Origin of the sequence: Nocardioides psychrotolerans (assembly GCF_900113685.1) — a bacterium.
Classification (GTDB): Bacteria; Actinomycetota; Actinomycetes; order Propionibacteriales; family Nocardioidaceae; genus Nocardioides; species Nocardioides psychrotolerans.
The window spans coordinates 30,734-47,152 of sequence record NZ_FOQG01000020.1 but is presented as its reverse complement, the minus strand read 5'-3'; the positions used below and the strand labels follow the sequence as shown (position 1 = coordinate 47,152).

The window sequence follows — 16,419 nt, the reverse complement described above, 5'->3', positions numbered from 1 at the left end:
CCCGCACGAGCGTGCCCAGTTCGTTTCGCAGACAGATCGTCATCCTGACCGCCTGCGTGACGGCCCTCGCGATGACCATCCTCACCATCGTGCTCCAGCTGATCCTCGCCGACGCTCTCCTGGCCTGACCCGTGCCGACCGATTCGGTCCGCGACCCAAGCGTCACGTATGCTTATATGCGCATATAAATGGGAGGTGGAGATGAGCGATCCGGATACGGAGTCCGTCGACGTCGCGGTCGAGGTCTTTCGGATGCTGTCGGACGGCACCCGCGTGCGTCTGCTGTGGCGCATGGTCGAGGGCGAGGTGTCGGTCCACGACCTCGCGCTCGCCGTGGGCAAGCCGCAGGCGGCGACGAGCCAGCACCTGGCCAAGCTGCGGCTCGCGCGCCTGGTGACGACGCGTCGCGAGGGCACGACGATCTATTACCAGCTGGCCAACGACCATGCGCGACAGCTCGTCACCGACGCGTTGCATCACGCCGAGCACCTCGGCAACGGTGTGCCCGCGCACCACCAACGCCCGGACGGGGTGTCATGACGAACCAGCACGAGCACGGCCACGGACACGGCCACGACCACGGGTCGAGGAGCGTGCTGGCCAAGGCCCGCGCTCTGGTGGGTGGTCACTCGCACGATCACGCGGACTCGATCGATGACGCGTTGACGGCGAGCACGCAAGGCATCCGAGCAGTCAAGATCAGCCTCGTGGTGCTGCTGGTCACGGCGTTGGGTCAGGCGCTGGTCTTCGCGCTGACCGGCTCGGTCGCCCTGCTGGCCGACACCATCCACAACTTCTCCGACGCCTTCACGGCTCTGCCGCTGTGGGTGGCCTTCGTGGTCGGTCGGCGACCCGCCACACGGGCCTACACCTACGGTTATGGGCGCGCCGAGGACCTGGCAGGCGTCTTCATCGTGTTGATGATCGCCCTGTCCGCCCTCGTGGCCGGCTACGAATCGACCCGACGGCTCCTCGATCCGCAGCCCCTTGACCATCCGTGGCTGGTCGCGGCCGCAGGAGTGGTGGGCTTTGCCGGCAACGAGGTGGTCGCCGGCTACCGGATGCGTGTGGGGCGGCGCATCGGCTCGGCCGCCCTGGTGGCTGACGGACACCACGCACGCACCGACGGGTTCACCTCGTTGGCCGTGGTGGCAGGTGCCGTCGGGAGCCTGCTCGGGATGCCACTGGCCGACCCGATCGTCGGGATCCTCATCACGGTGGCGATCCTGGTGGTCCTGCGGAGTGCCGCACGTGATGTCTACCGCAGGCTCATGGATGCCGTGGACCCTCACCTGACGGCCGCGGCCCATGCTGCCCTGGTCGACGTCCCGGGAGTCCGTGGCGTGATCGACCTGAGGGTGCGCTGGGTGGGCCACCGTCTGCGAGGTGAGGCCAGCATCCTCGCCGACCCGTCCCTGGACCTCTCGGACGCCCACCAGTTGGCGCATGCCGCCGAAGGCGCCGTGCTGGCGGCCGTGGCCAAGATGGACGCGGTCACGGTCCACGTCGGCCCGACCATCGACCCGACCATCGACCCGACCATCGACCCGAAATTGTGATCTGGTCATGGTCGGGGCGGTGGCGGAAGGGCAGCTAGCGATAGGGGCCGGTCACGGACGACGCGTCCCCGGACCTGGTGGCCTCCCAGGACGGTCGTGGCCTTCGTGCGATCCAGATCCGTGAAGTGCTGCAGGTCCCTCCCGACGGGGCCGTCGATGGCCGAGGCGGTGGCAGGCTTCCACGCTGCGAGTCCTGGGGACATGGCGACGGGCAGGCCCAGGGAGTGCAGGAGGACTCGGACCTCGGCTGGGTTGTCGACGTGATCGACACCGACGACGTCATCGACCGTGCTGCGGACGGCGCTCGGACGCGCGGGGGTGGTGGACGGCCCGGCGCTCCGCACAGGTTCATCGCAGCACCTCGACGTGCTCGTCAGATGCCGCGGAGGTCGACTGACCAGGAGCCCGGATCGCGCCCTGTCGGTGGCGCACCAGGGCCCCGGCTGCCGGGATGAGCGAGACGGCCCACATGGCCGCTCCCGCGAGGTTGAAGAGCGAGAAGCTGCCTCGTGGCATGCGCGCCACGCCGGCGACGACCGGCGTGAACGTTCTCACCACCGGCAGGAAGCGGGCCAGGATCACGGCCTTCGGGCCGTGCTTGGCGAAGAAGGCCTCGGCCCGCTCAGCGTGCGAGCGCGAGAACAGCCGGGAGTCGGCACGATCGAAGAGCCGCGGTCCGAACCGGCGACCCAGCAGGTAGCCCACCTGATCCCCGGCCGCCGCAGCGGCGAAGAGGCACGCGGCCACCAGCGGCAACGGCAACGGCAACGGCAGGTGCACTACCCCGGTCGCGACCAGGATGCCGACCGTGAACAGCAGCGAGTCGCCGGGGAGGAAGAAGCCGAGGAGCAGGCCGGTCTCGGCGAAGACGATGGCCATGGCGAGCAGCAGGGCCGCCGGGCCGCCGGGCCGCCGGGCCGCCGGGCCGCCGGGCCCAAGGCATAGAGCAGTGGAGTCAGGAGGGCGATCATGGTGTGACCGTAGGAGCGCTCACCTGCCGGGCACCTGACCGATCGAAGCAGCAAGACGCGTCCTCACTGCCCCCGGGCGAAATACCCTCGGGCCCCGGGCAGCTGTTCGCCCGGGGCCCGAAGCCAATCAGTCGTCGTGATGACTCAGCTGGTGGCGCTAGCTGCTCCGTCAGTGGAGGGAGCGACGGACTCGGTGCGGTCCACGCGAGAGCGTGTGAGGTAGACGACGGTGCCGAGGATGGTCACGAGGAACACCACGCTGGTCACCAGCGTGCCCAGCCCGAGGCCGCCGTCGGTGCGGGGTAGGGCGAGGAAGTCGCCGATGTTGGCGCCCAGCGGGCGGGTCAGGATGTAGGCGAGCCAGAAGGACAGGACCGGCCCCATCCCGAAGCGCCACGCTGCCAGGACCGCGAGGATCAGGCTCGCCGGCAGCAGGATCGAGGCGCCCGGCGACCAACCGGTGAGCTCGAGCGTCCAGTCGCCCACCGCGGTGCCCAGCGCGAAGGTGACCAGGACGACCAGCCAGTACCAGGCCTCACGCGGCGTGGTGTTGATCGAGTGGATCGAGAGGGTGCGCTCCCGGGCGTACCAGGCCGCGAAGACGCCGGCGAGCAGCACGGCGAACACCGTGGAGCTGGCCCACAGGGGAACGCCCCGGGCATCGGTCAGGTTGTCGGTGAGCAGCGTGCCGACCACGCTGATCAGGACCACGGCGAGCCAGTAGATGCTCGGGATGTAGCGGCGTGCCCGGAACTGCAGGACCAGAACGACCACCAGCCCCGCGGAGAACAGCACCGTGGTGTTGGTGAGCCCGAAGCCGAGGGTCTCGTTGACGTAGTCGGCGAAGCTCTCGCCCACGGTCGTGCAGAGGATCTTGATCACCCAGAAGAAGACGGTGACCTCGGGGACCTTGTTCAGCATGCGTCGGCCGGTGCTGCCGGCCGGGAGAGTTGTCGTCATGAACGTCACTGTGCGGTGACGAACCTGCACACGACCTGACCGCGACGTGGGATCGGTGGGGAGACGAGCGTCGTCTGCGCCGAGTCGTGCCAGGAACGGGCATGTCGATCCGGAGGAGCAGGGGCCGCTCGGGGCGCGGGCGGAGGTAGGTCGGGAGCATCAACACCCTCGCCCGGGGCAGGGTCAGGACGGAGGTGAAGACCGTGTCCACGCTGACGTCGTAGCGCAGGCAGTCCTCGCGCATCTGGCACCAGGGCGGACACGGTTTGACACCGCACGGTGGGGCCACCGCGACAGCGGTGGCCCCACCGGCCTCACAGCACCTTTCGGGGGCGTTCGGTGCCGTGTTACCGACGGACTAGTTGCTCTCGCCGCTCTCGTCGGCGTCCTGGTGACCCGGCTCGTTCGGGTTGGCGTCCGGGCCCTGGTCGGGACCGTCCGAGGTCTCCTCGGTGCCGTCAGCCTCCTCCACGCCGTCAGCCTCCTCAGCACCGTCGGCCTCGTCGGCCTCGCCGCTTTCGTCGGCGTCCTGGTGACCCGGCTCGTTCGGGTTCGCGTCCGGGCCCTCGTCAGGACCGTCCGAGGTCTCCTCGGCGCCTTCCGAGCCCTCGGCCTCGTCCTGCTCGGCCCCGTTGCCGGGGGTCTGGCCCGTGGACTGGTCAGGGCTGGAGGAGTCGCTGGCCTGGGCTGCCATCACACCGCCGATACCCACGCTGGCGATGACAGCCGTGGAGGCGATGAGGGCCACGTTGCGTCGGATGTTGCGCATGATCTGCTCCCTTCGTCGACCGCACCGTGCGGACTGACAACACCCACAGTGCCGAGGTGCGGCTGTGAGGACGCTGAGCCCACCTGAGAGGCCCCACAGCCGGTGGCGACACACGACCATCACCGGGTCCGTTCACAGTGTGCTCTCAGCCGAGGGCGAGGAGCATGGTGACCACCACACGGCCCGGAAAGGGGCACAGATGCGCGTACTGCTGGTCGAGGACGAGGTCCGCCTCGCCGAGACCATCCGCCGCGGCCTCGTCGCGGAGGGTTTCGTCGTCGACGTCGCCCACGACGGGATGACCGGCCTGGAGGAGGCGCAGACGACGCCCTACGACGTCATCGTCCTGGACATCATGCTGCCCCGGCTCAATGGCTACGACGTGTGCCGAGGAGTGCGGGAGGCGAAGATCTGGACCCCGATCCTGATGCTCACCGCCAAGGACGGCGACCTCGACCAGGTCGACGCGTTCGACCTCGGCGCCGATGACTTCCTCACCAAGCCGTTCTCCTTCGTGGTGCTGGTCGCTCGGCTGCGCGCCCTGGTCAGACGTGGTGCGCCTGAGCGTCCCGCTCAGCTCGAGGCCGGCGACCTCACCCTGGACCCCGGCACCCGCGTCGTACGACGGGGCGAGACCGAGGTGTCGCTTACTCCTCGCGAGTTCGGACTGCTGCACTTCCTGCTGCGCCACCGTGGGGACGTGGTGTCCAAGACGGAGATCCTCGAGAGTGTGTGGGACCTCAACTACGACGGGGACGACAACGTGGTGGAGGTCTACGTGGGCTACCTGCGCCGCAAGATCGACCAGCCCTTCGACCGCTCGGCCATCACGACCGTGCGCGGCGCCGGCTACCGGCTGGAGCGCAACGGTGGCTGACCCCGGACCGCATGGTCAACTGCCAGGCTCATCGGCCCGGTCCCGACTCATCCCGGGCGCACGGCGCGGTGGGCTGAGGCTCCGGACCTCCGCGGCCGCCACGGTGGTCGTCGCCCTGGTCCTCGCCGCGGCCTCCCTCGCCTTCGTCCTCCTGCAGCGCCACCAGCTCGAGTCCTCGCTGCGTGACGTCGCACGACAACAGGCCAGTGACGTCGCAGCCCAGGTGTCTCGCGAGGGAACCCAGGTCGACCTGGTCGGGGGCGGAGGTGACCAGGCCCTGGTCCAGGTCATCGACGCCACCGGCACGGTCGTGGCGGCAAGCGCCTCGGTGAGCGGCGAGCCGCCGGTGGTCGACCTCGCGCCAGCACCCGGCGAGGTCATCACCGTCTCCGGTGCACGGCTGCCGATCGGGGAGGGAGAAGGGTTCGTCGTCGTGGCCGAAGGGGTGGACAGCGCCGACGGGCCCATGGTCGTGCTGGCTGCCCAGAGCCTGGAGACCGTCCAGGAGTCGACGTCCATCGTGGGGCGCCTGCTCCTGCTCGGCTCCCCACTGGTCCTGCTCGCCGTCGCCCTGACCATGTACTGGCTGACCGGACGTGCCCTCGCACCCGTGGAGGCAATCCGACGCCGGGTGGCCACCATCGACGGCACCTCCACCTTGTCGGCCCGGGTCCCTGTCCCGCCCGGCGGCGACGAGATCGCGCGGCTGGCAGAGACGATGAACTCGATGCTCAGCCGGCTGCAGAGCGCCGGGGACGCCCAGCGACGCTTCGTCGGTGACGCCTCCCACGAGCTGCGCAGCCCCCTGTCGACCATCCGCGCCGCTCACGAGATCCAGGCACTGCACCCCGAGTCGGCCGACTGGACCACGATGTCGGACGAGGTGCTCTCCGAGCTCGACCGCGTCGACCGCCTCGTCGCCGACCTCCTGCTCCTCGCCCGCTCCGACGAGCACGGCCTGACCCTGCACCTGACCGACGTCGACCTCGATGACCTGGTGCACGCGGAAGCCACCCGGCTTCGTCGTAGGGACGGACTCCACGTCGTCGTCACCGCACCGCCCGTGCGCGTCCAGGGCGACGAGCACCACCTCGCCCGCGCGCTGCGCAACCTCACCGACAACGCCCTGCGTCACGCCGTCTCACGCGTGGAGCTCACGTTGAGCACACACGGGAACCTCGCGCGCATCGGCGTCACCGACGACGGCCCCGGCATCCCGGAAGGCGAACGAGAACGGGTCTTCGAGCGCTTCGTCCGCCTCGATCACTCCCGCGCACGCGACAGCGGCGGCACCGGCCTCGGGCTGCCCATCGCCCGCCAGATCGCACACGCCCACGGAGGCGAACTGCGTTGCGACCAGGCACGTTCTGGAGGGTCCTACTTCGTGCTGACCATCCCACTCACGCACCACGGCGAAAGACAGGACCTGGCGTGAGCGGCTCCTCCCGCGTCCTGGTGATCGAGGACGACGAGCGCATCGGCGCGTCTCTCGAGCGGGCTCTGCGAGGCACCGGCTACGACACGCGGTGGGAGAGGTCGGGTGAAGCAGGTGTGCGCGCCTGCGCTGCGAACGCCCCGGACCTGGTCCTCCTCGACCTAGGCCTTCCCGGCATGGATGGCCTCGAGGTGTGTCGGCAGATCCATGCACACCATCCAGCGATCGACATCGTGGTGCTCACCGCACGTGACGAGGAGCTCGACGTCGTCGTGGGTCTCGACGCCGGCGCCGTCGACTACATCACCAAGCCCTTCCGGCTCGCTGAGCTCCTTGCGAGGATCCGAGCCCAGCTCCGCCGCCACGAAGGGAGCCCGTCTGCGGTGACCAGCAGCGGCGACCTCCGGATCGAGCCCGACGCGCGTCGCGCGTGGCTCGGAACACTCGAGCTCGAGCTGCGCGCCAAGGAGTTCGACCTCCTCGCCCGACTCCTCGCAGACACCGGATCGGTGGTCACCCGGGAAGCGCTGATGAGCGACGTCTGGGACGAGCACTGGTTCGGATCCACCAAGACCCTCGACTTCCACATCGCCGCGCTGCGTCGCAAGATCGACCACGAGGGAACTCCCGGCCGGATCAGCACCCTGCGCGGGGTCGGCTACCGGCTCGAGAACCCATGAGGCGACGGATCCTCACCGCAATCTTGTCCGTCACGGCTGTCGCGATCGTGCTCTTCGCCATCCCCCTCGGACTCGTGCTCCAGCAGCTGGTCGGCGAGGACGCCGCCTTGAGGGTCGAGCGCCAAGCGGTGCTCGCAGCTCGCGAAGTGCCGGCCGACTTCGTGCTCGGTGACGACCCCGTCGAGCTCCCCGACACCACCGACCAGGTCCGTCTGGGTCTCTACGGTCCCGACGGTGCACTCGTGACCGGGTCCGGACCTGCCCTCATCGAGCCAGCACTAAGACAGGCGTTGTCCAACCAGGTGATCGATGTCGAGCTCCCCGGGCTGCGGGTGGTCGCTGTCCCGGTCGCAGCGGACGAACAGGTCATCGGGATCATCCGCGCCGAGCAGGCAACCACCGCCAGTGACCAGCGAGCCTTCCGCTTGACGGGGCTGCTCGTCGCCATCGCCATCGCCGTCATGGCCGTCGGCGCCGTGATCGGTGCGTTGCTCGCTGCTCGACTCGCTCGCCCGGTCTTGGCACTGCGCGATGCCGCCGTCGATCTGGGGCTCGGCAACTACGCCGTCTCGCTGCCTCGCACCCGCATCCCTGAGGTCGACGAGGCCGGCACCGCGCTGACGAGCGCAGGGCAGACCCTGGAAGACCTCATCTTGCGCGAGCGCTCCTTCAGCGCCGACTCCTCACACCAGCTCAGGACACCGGTCGCCGGGATCAGGGCAGCCGTGGAGACCGAGATCCAGTTCCCCCGCAGCAACACCACCACCGTGCTCCATGAGGTCCTGGCCGACCTCGACCGACTCGAAGCAACCATCACCGAACTCCTCAGCATCGCCCGGACACCAGACGTGGCCGACAGCGCGATCGACCTGGCTTCGGTGGTCCTAGAGGCGCATGACACCTGGTCGCCCCGCCTGCACTCCGAGGGCCGCACGATCGCAGTGACACTGCCTGAGCATCTCCCGCCCGCCTGGGCCAACCAGTCGATGCTCCGCCACGTCCTGGACGTCCTGCTCGACAACGCTCGGCGCCATGGCAGCGGCGAGGTGCGTCTGGTCGTGACAGCAGCCGGGCCACACGTGACCCTGGCAGTCCACGACGAGGGGTCCACCTTCTCCGCCGGGACCTCCGAGGGGTCGCGCCCTGACAATCCATCGGCCGACCCCTCGCACGGGCATGGGCTGCCGCTTGCCACCCGCTACGTCAAAGCCATGCGCGGGCGACTCGTCGTGAACACCGCTGGGCCCACGACCCGCATCGACATCATCCTTCGCCGAGCCGCGGCCACTTCTTACCCTCCGCTGGCCTGACACCACCCTGGTGCTGGCCCGCCTCCTCCTAGCGTCGTGGAAACACCTCACGAGGAGGCAACCATGGACGACGCGGCCATCGAGCTCGAGAAGCTCAGCCACACCTACGACAAGGACCCGGTCCTCAAGCATCTCGACCTGCGCATCGAGCACGGGGAGATCTTCGGGTTCCTCGGACACAACGGCGCCGGAAAGACGACCGCCATCAACATCCTCACGACACTGCTCGTGCCCACCGGCGGCACCGCGAAGGTGTGCGGTCACGACGTCGTCACCGCACGACGAGCAGTGACTCGCTCCATCGGCTATCTGCCCGCCGAGGTGCGCATGTACGGCCACCTGACCGCCCTGGAGAACCTCGAGTTCCTCGCGACCCTCTCGGACGTGAAGAAGCCACGCCACGCCGCGAAGGAGACCCTGGACTTCCTGGGCTGCAGCGACTTGGCGAACCGCCGCCTCGCCACCTTCTCGACCGGGATGCGCCAACGCATCGGGATCGCCCAGGCGATCGTCCACCGACCCGATGTCCTCCTGCTCGACGAACCCACAGCCGGACTCGATCCCCTGGGCGTGCGCCAGCTGCGCGAGACCATCCTGCAGCTCAACCAGGAGCTCGGGATGACCATCTTCATGAACACCCACCTCCTCAGCGAGGTGGCGAAGGTCTGCACCAGCATCGGAGTCCTCAACCACGGCGAGCTGATCTACAAGGACACCATCGAAGCCACCACGCGACGCTTTCCTGACGAGGCCTCCCTCGAGGACATCTACGTCACCATGGGCGGCGCGCCGTGATCACCACCATCTTCTCGCACCAGGTGCTGGCCCTGCGGCGTCAACGAGTCCTGCTGGTGCTGGTGGCGGCGATACTGCTCGCCACCGCGCTGGCCGGCGCACTGGGCTGGTCGAGCCAAAGCACCATCGTGCGCGTCTTCGACGAGGCCACCCGCCAGCTTGCCGCGAGCGGGGCTCCGGCACCTCCCAACCCGTTCCTGTTGAAGCCGCACCTGTCGCTGCTGTCCAACATGGTTGTCTACATCCCCCTCGTCGGCGCACTCTTCGCCGTCATCCTGGGACACATCAGCATCGCCGACGAGGAGAGCTCGGGACTCGGTCGGCTGCTGTTCTCCCGAAGCATGTCGCGCGCCCAGTACACCACCGGCAAGATCCTCAGCCTGGCTCTCGTGCTCGCCGGACTCCTCCTGGCGAGCTTCGCCGTCAGCCTGGCCGCGCTGCTCCTCGTCAACCAAGGGATCTCCGTCGCCGATCTGGGCAGGCTCTCGCTCTTCTACACCCTGTCCTGGTTGTACCTGGTCCCCTTCGCCCTGATCGGCATGATCACGGTGCTGCTGACGACGTCGCGCTCCCTGGCGCTGCTCAGCGCGATGGGTGCCTGGCTCGTCATCACCTTCGCAGTGCCGCAGTTCACCTCAGGACTGCGACCGACCCAGTCGCTCAACCCCATCATCGAGCCGATCGGCCTGTCCCAGGCGTTCTTCCAAGCCACCGCGAAAGCCCAACCGCTGTCCATCGTCGAGCAGTACAAGGCGGCCTCGGCGGCCATCCTCGACACGGCCCCCTCCGTGGCCGTCATGGACACCGTGGCCCGGGTCATGCCGTTGCTGGGCTTCGTGGCGATCCTCACCGTCGCTGCCTTCGCGCTGGTCCGCACCCACGACTTCTCCAGGAGCGCCAGCCATGAGTAGCACCCGACACGTCCTGAGCCTCGCACGTCACGAATACCGAGCAGCGCTGAGGAGCCGGATCCTCATGGTGCTCCTGGTGATCCTGGTCGTCGTCACCGCAGCCTCGGTCTACATCGCCACCGCCGGCTACGCCAGCAAGCTCGCCGACTACGACGCCTACCGCGCCGCAGCCCAAGCAAGCGGCCTGGACCGGATCGCGCCCTCCCCGATGGCGCCGCTGTCGCTGCTGCGAGGAGGCCTGGAGTACCTGGAGATCATCGGGGCCGTCATCGCCATCGCGCTGGGCTACCTCTCGATCGCCCGAGAGCGAGCCAACCGCACCATCGCCCTGCTGCAGTCGCGGCCCGTCACCGGCGGCGAGCGCGCGCTCGGGAGCTTCCTGGGTGCCCTGGCCGTCTTCGCGACCCTGGTCACCGCCACCGCCCTCGTCGGCATCCTCAGCATCGGACTCATCGCCCAAGACTGGATCAGCCCCTCCGAGGGCTTCCAGCTCCTGCTCGCCTACCTCGCCGCCCTCCTCTACCTCGGCGCGTTCTACTGCCTGGGCGCCATCACGACCGCACGCGCCCGGGCCTCAGCCAACGGACTCGTGGTCTCCCTGGCCATCTGGCTCCTCGTCGTGCTCGTGCTGCCCCAGATCGGCGACACCCTCGACGCCGACAACCAGCTCCCAGGCGGCCTGTTCCAAGCCCTCACCCTCGACCGCGACGGAGAGACCAGCGTCATGGCGCACTTCACCGGCTACGAGAAGACCCGCACCCTCATCGAGGACACCTCGTTCGCCAAGCACTTCGAGCGTTTCGCCTTCGCGATGACCGATGTCAAGGACCGCTACCGCCCCTTCACCCTCGGACAGCTCCTCCGCGAGACCCGCACCGACATCATCTGGCTGCTGAGCGCCACCGTGGCGCTCTTCCTCGGGCTCCGACGCACCTACAAGCACACCCCATCCACAGGAGGAAACTCATGATCAACGCCCACGACCTGTCCCGCAGTGCCGCCCCCAGCGCACCCCCACCCCACAGTCGCCGACGCCACATCGGTGCTGCACTCGCCCTCACCCTCGCCTCGGCAGCCATCGTCGGATGCAGCTCCGGCTCCTCCACCAACCCCACGGGAACCCCTACCAGCGGGGGCTCGGGCACCACCTCCTCCGCGGCACCCGCGCCTGGCTCTCCGGTCCTCCCGGTCACCAGCAACCCGATCTCCAACACCTCCACCACGCAGGCCCTCACTATCGACACGGTGCTCGTCGAGAACAACGTCGACCAGGCCGGCAACGCAGCAACCGATCACCTCGAGATCGCGATGACCAACACCGGGACCGTCGACCTCACCGCCTTCGAGGTCTACTACACCTTCGCCGACCCCAAGACCGGAGACACCGAGGGCTACTACGCCGAGCTCCCCGCGTCGTTCACCATCGCACCCGGTGCGCAGCGCGCGGCACACTTCGACAACACCGGCGAGGCCGACCACTTCCCGGTCAACGAGTTCAGCCTCTACTACACCGACGTCAACGCTCTGGACGTCACCGTCGAGGTCAGCGCCACCGACACCGCGACCCAGACCGCCACCACCACCAAGGACGCCGGAGGCCCGGAGACCGCTGACTGACCGGCGCCCTCCCCCCATCCGCCGCGCAGTCCGCGCCGCTCGGCGTGCTGGTCCCCAGAGCCGGCAGGGCACAACGACCCTCGCTTTCAGGGCCGCTCGGCACTGGCCCAGGAGCTGGCGAACCGATGGAATTGCTTGGACAGTAGCGACGCCTCATCGGTGTCGACGCGCATCAGGAGACAGGCTCGTGTAGCGGTGCAGACCACCGACCGATCAGCTCATCGACGACGTGTCGGAACCGCGGTCGCCCCATGATGGTGACCTTGGTTCCCGACGTTCAGTCCATGGGCAGCCTGGGCCTGCTCGTCGTGATGGCGCTGGTCTTCGTCGAGACCGGCCTGCTGGTGGGGTTCTTCCTGCCTGGCGACTCGTTGCTGTTCATGACCGGTGTCCTGACAGCATCAGGGGTCATCCACCTCCCTATCTGGGCGGTTGCCGGAGGGGTGTTCCTGGCTGCGGCCGCTGGGGACCAGGTCGGCTACCTCATCGGGTGGCATGCCGGCGACCGGGTGTTCCGGAAGCCGCAGTCGCGACTGTTCACTCCGGCGCACTCCCGGCGCGCCGCAGGCTTGGTGGAACGGCACGGCCCCCGAGCCGTGGTGCTCGCTCGATTCGTCCCCATCGCGAGGACATTCGTTCCTGTGGTCGCTGGTGTGGGGAAGATGCGCTACGGCGTCTTCCTGTCCATGAACTTGCTCGGCGCCGCAGGTTGGACGGCCACGATGATCAGTGCCGGGTACTACTTGGGCGGCATCCCCTTCGTCGTGGACCACATCGAGCTGTTGACGCTCGGCGTGGTCGTGGCGTCGGTCCTTCCCTTCGTGGGCAAGTCCCTGATGCCAACGCGGCGTCACAGCGGCGCCGCCACCGCTCCCAGGGACGCGAGTCCACATGCTCACAGCGTCCCCACAGCATCCATCCCGCACCGTGGGGACATGACGACCGCTTCGGGAGCTCGCGGCAGCGCGCCCAGCCCCCGCTGCCTGGTGGTGGTGCCCACCTACAACGAGGCCGAGACGGTCGAGCTCTTCCTCGAGGACGTGCTGGCCGCGACCTCCGACCTGGATGCCCGGGTCCTGGTCGTCGACGACAGCAGCCCCGACGGCACAGGAGCTCTCGTGCGCAAGCATCCGGCCTTCGGGAGCCGCGTCCACCTGCTGTCGCGAGACTCCAAGGACGGCCTCGGCGCGGCCTACCGCGCCGGCTTCGGCTGGGCCTTGGCACATGGCTACGAACGGGTCGTGCAGGTGGACGCCGACGGATCGCATCCGGTTGACCGGATCCCTGCGATGGTCGCCGCCCTCGACCGGCACGACCTGGTCATCGGCTCTCGGTACGTCGCCGGTGGCCGGACCGAGAACTGGTCGGCGCGGCGCCGACTGCTGTCCAGCGGCGCCAACCGCTACGTCCGCACGGTCCTGGACCTGCGCACCCACGACGCCGCCGCCGGCTTCCGAGCCTGGCGCGCCGGCTCCCTGATCGACTTCGGGGTGCTCACCACCGACTCCAGCGGCTACTGCTTCCAGATCGAGTGCACCTGGCGGGCCGAGCGAGGGGGAGCCCGGGTCATCGAGCTGCCCATCACCTTCACCGAGCGCCGTGCCGGCGCCTCCAAGATGACCAGCACGGTCGCGTTGGAGGCACTCGTGCGGGTGGTGCAGTGGCGCGTCCGCGAGCTCTCGAGCCGGACGCACAGCCACCGCACGACAGGAGCCAGCCGTGCAGTCTGAGGCCGGGACCGCCCGGGCACGACGGCTGCTTCCGAGCCTGGAGGTCCCGACCTTCCTGCTGGTCGGCGGAGCCGGCTACGTCGTGGACGTGGTCACCTTCAACGTGTTGCGGGACCAAACGGCCCTGGCTGACTACCACCCGACAGTGTCAAAGGTCCTCGCCGTCGCGGCGGCCATGGTCGTCACCTACCTCGGCAACTACATGCTGACCTGGCGTGACCGGAACAGCGCGCACCGAGGTCGCCAGGTCGCCCTCTTCGTCGCTTTCAACGTGATCGGGCTCGCCATCTCCCTCGCTGCGCTCATCGTCAGCCACGACGTGCTCGGGCTCACGAGCAGACTGGCTGACAACATCTCGGCGAACGTCATCGGACTCGGGCTCGGAACCGCGTTCCGCTACTGGTCCTACCGCCGCTTCGTCTTCACCGACGCCGGATCGCCACGGGCCGTCGAGCCCGACCCGACTCTCGAGCAGTTGCCGGCGGCCCGGGTGTGACCTCGATCCTGGTCGAACAGCAACCCTCGCCGCCGCAACCGGGCCTCGGCCATCGGCCGCGCAGCTTCATGAACCTCTGCGAACACCCCGCAGCGGTGGTCGTGATCGCCGCGATGGGCGCCCTGGTCTGGCTGCCCAACTTCGCGCGTCCCCTGGGCTCGGATGAGGGTGGCTTCCTGCTCGTCGCCTCGCAGTGGTCACCCGGCACCTCGTTGTACGGCGACTACTGGGTCGACCGGCCGCCGCTGCTGATCGGACTCTTCGAGCTGGCCGACCTCGGTGGCGGGGCAACCGCTCTGCACCTTCTCGGCCTCCTCGCCGTGGTCGCCTCCGTCCTCCTCGCCGGGCGGATCGGCCGCGGCGCGGTCCCCGACGTGCGCCATGCCCCGGCACTCCTCGCCGCAACTGCCGCGGTCTTCCTCACCACCCCCCTGTTCGGATCCACCGAGGTCAACGGCGAGCTTCTCGCCGTCCCGTTCGTGCTCGCCAGCGTGCTCGCGCTGCTGCACGCCCTCAGCGCCACTGCCTCGACCGGCGTCCCCACCCGAGTCCGGTGGTCGTGGTGGGCAGTCACCGGCGCCACCGCCATGGCCGCCCCGCTCGTGAAGCAGAACATGGTCGACGGTTTCGTCGTCGCCGCAACAGCGATCGTGTGGTTGGTCGTTCGTCGCCGGACCCGCAACGCCGCCGAGGCCGCCGCTGCGTTCACCTGGGGCGCCGGCGCGGTGCTCGCCGCCACCCTGGCGTGGGCCGCGTTGCGCGGCACCGGACCGCTGGAGCTGTGGGACGCAGTCGTGATGTTTCGCCTCGACGCGACCGCGGTCATCGCAGTCCAGGCCAACGCGGCGACACCCGCACGGGCGATCACTCTCGCGGTCTCCTTCTTGTCGAGCGGCGCGCTGGTCCTGGTGGCCCTGGCCTTCCTGCCCGGTCGCGGGCGAACCCGCCCCCCGAAGCGCACTGCCACCCGTCACGCTCACCCGGACCTGCGTGTCCTGGCGGCCACCACCCTGGCGTGGGAGGCAGTCGCTGTCGGGTTCGGCGGCAGCTACTGGCTCCACTACCTCCTCGTGCTCGTCCCCGGACTCGTTCTCACCGCCGCCGCGGTGACCGCGCACAGACCAGCTCGCGCGAAATGGGCCGCGGTAGCTCTTGCCTACGCCACGGCGGCGGCGCTGGTCGTGACCGCCAATGCCGCCCTGGGTGAGGAGCCTGTCCCCGATGACGTCGCGGTCGCTCGCTACCTCGCGGCCCACCAGCAGCCCGGAGACACGGGCGTCGTCGCGTTCGGCAACCCCGCCATTCTCGAGTCCGCCGGCCTCAACAGCCCCTACCCCCAGCTGTGGAGCCTCCCAGTCCGGGTGCTCGACCCTCACCTGTCCCAGTTCACCGACGTCCTCACCGGACCGGAGCCGCCGACATGGGCTGTCGTGAACGGCACCACACTCGCCACCTGGGGAGTCGACGCAAGCCACGCCCAACCGGTCTTCGATCGGCAATATCAACTGGTCGATCTCGAAGGCGACTACCGGATCTACCACCTTCGGTCCCCCGCCCACGCGACTGGCACGCGCCACCAACGCCCGTGGGGGTCCTGGGAAGTGCTCGACCGAGGTGATGGCTACCAGGTCAAGCGGCTGACCGTCCTTCCCCACTCGCGCCTTTCGTTGCAGACACACCGGCACCGCTCCGAGCACTGGGTCGTGGTGGCCGGAACGGCGACGTGCGTGGTGGGCGAGCAGCACGTCACTGCGCGCATCGGCGCTCATGTGTTCGTGCCTCAGGGAGCAGTCCACCGACTGGCGAACGTGCAGGACCAGATCCTCGAAGTCGTCGAGGTCCAGCACGGGTCGTATCTAGGTGAGGACGACATCGTCCGCCTGCAGGACGACCATGGCCGGGCCTGACCCGGCAAGGTCGGCAAGCATCTTCGTCAACACCGGCTGGCCGCTCTAGTCGTCGCCCTGCTCGGCGTCCTCGGTCTTCGTGCCAACGACCGCGAAGCTCTCGTCGAGCTGGACGTCGACCTGCGTGCCGTCGTCGAGCGTCACCTCGACCTCGTACTTGCTCTCCTCGTCGTCGACCTCGGTCTCGGTCACCTTGCCCCCACCAGTCTCGACGAGAGCTGCGTCGGAGGCGCGCTGCAGGTCGGCTGCTGGGATGGGGCGATCCGTGGCGTCGTCGTCGGCAGAGCCGGCGACGGCCGTGCCGGCGATGCCGGCGGTCATGAGGACGGCCACGCCTGCAGCCATCGCGATCTTGGTCTTCTTGTCCAGCTCTCGGATGTTCATGGTGACGACGTTATCGGC

17 protein-coding genes are annotated in these 16,419 nt (G+C 68.9%); 13 read left to right on the top strand and 4 right to left on the bottom strand.

All coding sequences use genetic code 11. From position 1 onward, the window contains the following. Nucleotides 1–201 precede the first annotated feature (201 nt). Both BM204_RS19085 and BM204_RS19080 read left to right on the top strand, forming a co-directional pair. Nucleotides 202–540: an ArsR/SmtB family transcription factor gene (locus BM204_RS19085; protein ID WP_091116736.1), complete on the top strand. Its 339-nt coding sequence runs from the start codon at nucleotides 202–204 to the stop codon at nucleotides 538–540. Beyond that, nucleotides 537–1,559, top strand: coding sequence for a cation diffusion facilitator family transporter (locus BM204_RS19080; protein ID WP_091116734.1), 1,023 nt, complete (start codon nucleotides 537–539; stop codon nucleotides 1,557–1,559). Before BM204_RS19085 ends, BM204_RS19080 begins: the two co-directional genes overlap by 4 nt. Nucleotides 1,560–1,907: 348 nt before the next feature. Here the strand turns inward: BM204_RS19080 and BM204_RS19070 are convergent, their stop codons facing one another. From BM204_RS19070 to BM204_RS19060, 3 genes are all read right to left on the bottom strand, one after another. Next, a complete protein-coding gene (locus BM204_RS19070; protein ID WP_091116730.1) occupies nucleotides 1,908–2,438 on the bottom strand; it encodes a DedA family protein in 531 nt (176 codons plus the stop codon). A 236-nt stretch (nucleotides 2,439–2,674) separates the two neighbouring features. Next, nucleotides 2,675–3,490: a COG4705 family protein gene (locus BM204_RS19065; RefSeq protein WP_246166460.1), complete on the bottom strand. Its 816-nt coding sequence runs from the start codon at nucleotides 3,488–3,490 to the stop codon at nucleotides 2,675–2,677. Nucleotides 3,491–3,848: 358 nt separating this feature from the next. After that, the gene (locus BM204_RS19060; RefSeq protein WP_091116725.1) at nucleotides 3,849–4,259 is read right to left on the bottom strand and encodes a hypothetical protein; all 411 of its coding nucleotides are present in this window, start codon (nucleotides 4,257–4,259) and stop codon (nucleotides 3,849–3,851) included. A gap of 199 nt (nucleotides 4,260–4,458) precedes the next feature. Here BM204_RS19060 and BM204_RS19055 point away from each other — a divergent pair, with 199 nt between their 5' ends. The 11 genes from BM204_RS19055 to BM204_RS23335 all read left to right on the top strand — a co-directional run bounded on the left by BM204_RS19055 (nucleotide 4,459) and on the right by BM204_RS23335 (nucleotide 16,017). Next, on the top strand, nucleotides 4,459–5,136 hold the full coding sequence (locus BM204_RS19055) for a response regulator transcription factor (protein WP_091116723.1): 678 nt from the start codon (nucleotides 4,459–4,461) through the stop codon (nucleotides 5,134–5,136). A gap of 103 nt (nucleotides 5,137–5,239) precedes the next feature. After that, nucleotides 5,240–6,571: a sensor histidine kinase gene (locus BM204_RS19050; protein WP_091116721.1), complete on the top strand. Its 1,332-nt coding sequence runs from the start codon at nucleotides 5,240–5,242 to the stop codon at nucleotides 6,569–6,571. Next, the gene (locus tag BM204_RS19045) at nucleotides 6,568–7,251 is read left to right on the top strand and encodes a response regulator transcription factor (protein ID WP_091116718.1); all 684 of its coding nucleotides are present in this window, start codon (nucleotides 6,568–6,570) and stop codon (nucleotides 7,249–7,251) included. The genes BM204_RS19050 and BM204_RS19045 overlap by 4 nt, the downstream gene beginning before the upstream one ends. Continuing rightward, nucleotides 7,248–8,561 carry a sensor histidine kinase gene (locus BM204_RS19040; RefSeq protein ID WP_091116716.1) on the top strand — a complete coding sequence of 438 codons (1,314 nt, stop codon included), beginning with the start codon at nucleotides 7,248–7,250 and terminating at the stop codon, nucleotides 8,559–8,561. Before BM204_RS19045 ends, BM204_RS19040 begins: the two co-directional genes overlap by 4 nt. 63 nt (nucleotides 8,562–8,624) lie before the next feature. Next, complete coding sequence (locus BM204_RS19035) at nucleotides 8,625–9,356, top strand: ABC transporter ATP-binding protein (RefSeq protein ID WP_091116713.1); 732 nt, start codon at nucleotides 8,625–8,627, stop codon at nucleotides 9,354–9,356. Beyond that, nucleotides 9,353–10,267, top strand: coding sequence for an ABC transporter permease (locus tag BM204_RS19030; protein WP_091116711.1), 915 nt, complete (start codon nucleotides 9,353–9,355; stop codon nucleotides 10,265–10,267). Before BM204_RS19035 ends, BM204_RS19030 begins: the two co-directional genes overlap by 4 nt. Beyond that, the gene (locus tag BM204_RS19025) at nucleotides 10,260–11,237 is read left to right on the top strand and encodes an ABC transporter permease (RefSeq protein WP_091116708.1); all 978 of its coding nucleotides are present in this window, start codon (nucleotides 10,260–10,262) and stop codon (nucleotides 11,235–11,237) included. Before BM204_RS19030 ends, BM204_RS19025 begins: the two co-directional genes overlap by 8 nt. Then, a complete protein-coding gene (locus BM204_RS22805) occupies nucleotides 11,234–11,884 on the top strand; it encodes a hypothetical protein (RefSeq protein WP_091116706.1) in 651 nt (216 codons plus the stop codon). Before BM204_RS19025 ends, BM204_RS22805 begins: the two co-directional genes overlap by 4 nt. 284 nt (nucleotides 11,885–12,168) lie before the next feature. After that, a complete protein-coding gene (locus BM204_RS19015; protein ID WP_177223727.1) occupies nucleotides 12,169–13,614 on the top strand; it encodes a glycosyltransferase in 1,446 nt (481 codons plus the stop codon). Beyond that, nucleotides 13,604–14,110 carry a GtrA family protein gene (locus tag BM204_RS19010; RefSeq protein ID WP_091116701.1) on the top strand — a complete coding sequence of 169 codons (507 nt, stop codon included), beginning with the start codon at nucleotides 13,604–13,606 and terminating at the stop codon, nucleotides 14,108–14,110. Before BM204_RS19015 ends, BM204_RS19010 begins: the two co-directional genes overlap by 11 nt. Nucleotides 14,111–14,178: 68 nt before the next feature. Continuing rightward, nucleotides 14,179–16,017 (top strand): phosphomannose isomerase type II C-terminal cupin domain, encoded by a 1,839-nt coding sequence (locus tag BM204_RS23335; RefSeq protein ID WP_246166458.1) that lies wholly within the window; start codon nucleotides 14,179–14,181, stop codon nucleotides 16,015–16,017. A gap of 45 nt (nucleotides 16,018–16,062) precedes the next feature. Here the strand turns inward: BM204_RS23335 and BM204_RS19000 are convergent, their stop codons facing one another. Continuing rightward, nucleotides 16,063–16,401, bottom strand: a complete 339-nt coding sequence (locus BM204_RS19000; RefSeq protein ID WP_091116699.1) for a PepSY domain-containing protein — start codon at nucleotides 16,399–16,401, stop codon at nucleotides 16,063–16,065. Nucleotides 16,402–16,419 lie beyond the last annotated feature (18 nt).